We start from the raw sequence: 2,266 nt of genomic DNA, 5'->3' as shown, positions 1-2,266 counted from the left end.
GCCATCGACGTACCGGAGATCGTCATGTAGCCGGCCGGCTTCTCGCCGACCTCCTGGGCGGACCGGGCCCACGCCGTGGCGCTCGGCTTCCGGTGGGGTCTGGTGCGCTAGGGCCTGTCCTTCGGATCGGGTCGGCTTCGACGCGCGGCCTCCGGCGGGGGTCGGAGAGCGGGGGCACCTGGATGCCCCCGCGCGGACCGGAGCCGGCGGCCGACGGCGACGCCGGCAGGGAGCTGCTCCCACCCGGGCGGGGTCGAGAGCCCGGGAGGGCGCGGGCGAGGACCGACGTCCCCGGAATGATCCGAACGGCAGGTCCCAGCGGTCGTGGTGAGAGCACAGAACGCCAGGTGGGCGCGGGTGGGCCGGGGGTCCGCCGGAGGCCCGCTGCTCGTTTCGCCGCGGATGCCGCATCCTTGAGGGTGTGGAGTTCCTCGGGGACGAGTCGGTCGAGCGGAAGGGGAGGGCGCAGGGGATGAGTGCCGGCGCACCTGCTCATAACGCTTCGGTGCACAACAACGGGCGCGGTGCCGCGGACCCGGTGGCCGCAAGGCACCATGGACCGATGCGCGACGACGAGGCGGCCCCTGCCCAGGGCGCGATCGGTGCGCTCGTCCACCGCGCCGTCGACGGGGACGAGCAGGCGACGCACGACCTGCTCGCCCATGTCCACCCCCTGGCCCTGCGCTACTGCCGCACCCGTCTGTCCCGTCTCCCGGGCGACGCGCGGCACTTCGTGGAGGACCTCGCGCAGGAGGTCTGCGTGGCGGTGCTGCTCGCGCTGCCCCGCTACCGGGACACCGGGCGTCCCTTCGAGGCGTTCGTCTTCGCCATCGCCGCTCACAAGGTCGCCGACCTGCAGCGCGCGGCGATGCGGCACCCCGGCTCGACGGCCGTCCCCTCCGACGAGATGCCCGAGCGCCCCGACGACTCCCTGGGTCCGGAGGAGCGCGCCCTGCTCAGCAGCGACGCGGAATGGGCCAAAAAACTCCTGGCCAACCTCCCCGAGAACCAGCGGGAACTGCTGCTGCTGCGGATCGCGGTGGGACTGACGGCCGAGGAGACAGGCCAGATGTTGGGAATGTCACCCGGTGCGGTCCGGGTGGCTCAGCACAGGGCGCTGAGTCGGCTGCGGGCGCTGGCCGAGCAGTAGCCCTGCTTCAACAACCCCTCTGCTGAACAGGCGGTGCGCCGCTTCCGTACGAACATACGAAGCCCGGAGCCAGGCGGAACCGTGGAATGAGACAGCCGCGCTTCCCGTTAGCATGGACATCCGCACCGATCAAGGCCATTTTGGGGAAGGTGTCATGACTGCCAACGTCGACGGAGTGCCCGGTAAATTCGCGACACTCGGGCTGACCTACGACGACGTGCTGCTGCTGCCGGGTGCATCCGAGGTGCTCCCCAACGCGGTCGACACCTCGTCCCGCATCTCCCGCAACGTCCGGGTCAACATCCCGCTGCTCTCCGCGGCGATGGACAAGGTGACCGAGTCCCGCATGGCGATCGCGATGGCCCGCCAGGGCGGCGTCGGCGTGCTGCACCGCAACCTCTCGGTCGAGGACCAGGTCAACCAGGTCGATCTGGTGAAGCGCTCCGAGTCCGGCATGGTCACCGACCCGATCACGGTGCACCCCGACGCGACGCTGGGCGAGGCCGACGCCCTGTGCGCCAAGTTCCGCATCAGCGGCGTCCCCGTCACCGACGGCAACAAGAAGCTGCTCGGCATCGTCACCAACCGCGACATGGCCTTCGAGACCGACCGCACCCGTCAGGTGCGTGAGGTCATGACGCCGATGCCGCTGGTCACCGGCAAGGTCGGCATCTCCGGCGCCGACGCCATGGAGCTGCTGCGCCGCCACAAGATCGAGAAGCTTCCCCTGGTCGACGACGCGGGTGTCCTCAAGGGCCTCATCACGGTCAAGGACTTCGTCAAGGCCGAGCAGTACCCCAACGCGGCGAAGGACACCGAGGGCCGGCTGCTCGTCGGCGCGGCGGTGGGCGCCAGCCCCGAGGCCCTGGAGCGCGCCCAGGCGCTCGCCGGAGCGGGGGTGGACTTCCTGGTCGTCGACACCTCGCACGGCCACAACAGCAACGCGCTCAGCTGGATGGCGAAGATCAAGTCGAGCGTGGGCGTCGACGTGATCGGCGGCAACGTCGCCACGCGTGACGGCGCCCAGGCGCTCGTCGACTCACCCCTGGGACGCCGTGGGGGTCTCCCCTGTTCGAGCGCTGTCGAGAACTTGGGGGAGGCACGGCGAGCAGCAGG

Annotated in this window: 2 protein-coding genes; both read left to right on the top strand. The window is 70.7% G+C overall.

What is annotated here, in order from left to right:
- Nucleotides 1-562: 562 nt before the first annotated feature.
- The gene (locus ABZ281_RS46545) at nt 563-1,150 is read left to right on the top strand and encodes a sigma-70 family RNA polymerase sigma factor (protein ID WP_030854669.1); all 588 of its coding nucleotides are present in this window, start codon (nt 563-565) and stop codon (nt 1,148-1,150) included.
- A gap of 154 nt (nt 1,151-1,304) precedes the next feature.
- A partial coding sequence (locus tag ABZ281_RS46540; protein WP_356664569.1) for an IMP dehydrogenase occupies nt 1,305-2,266 on the top strand: 962 nt, incomplete at its 3' end.

Origin of the sequence: Streptomyces sp. NPDC006265, from assembly GCF_040613555.1 — a bacterium.
In the GTDB taxonomy this organism is placed as follows: domain Bacteria; phylum Actinomycetota; class Actinomycetes; order Streptomycetales; family Streptomycetaceae; genus Streptomyces.
The sequence above is the reverse complement of the archived record's forward strand: the minus strand, read 5'-3'. Positions and strand labels throughout refer to the sequence as shown.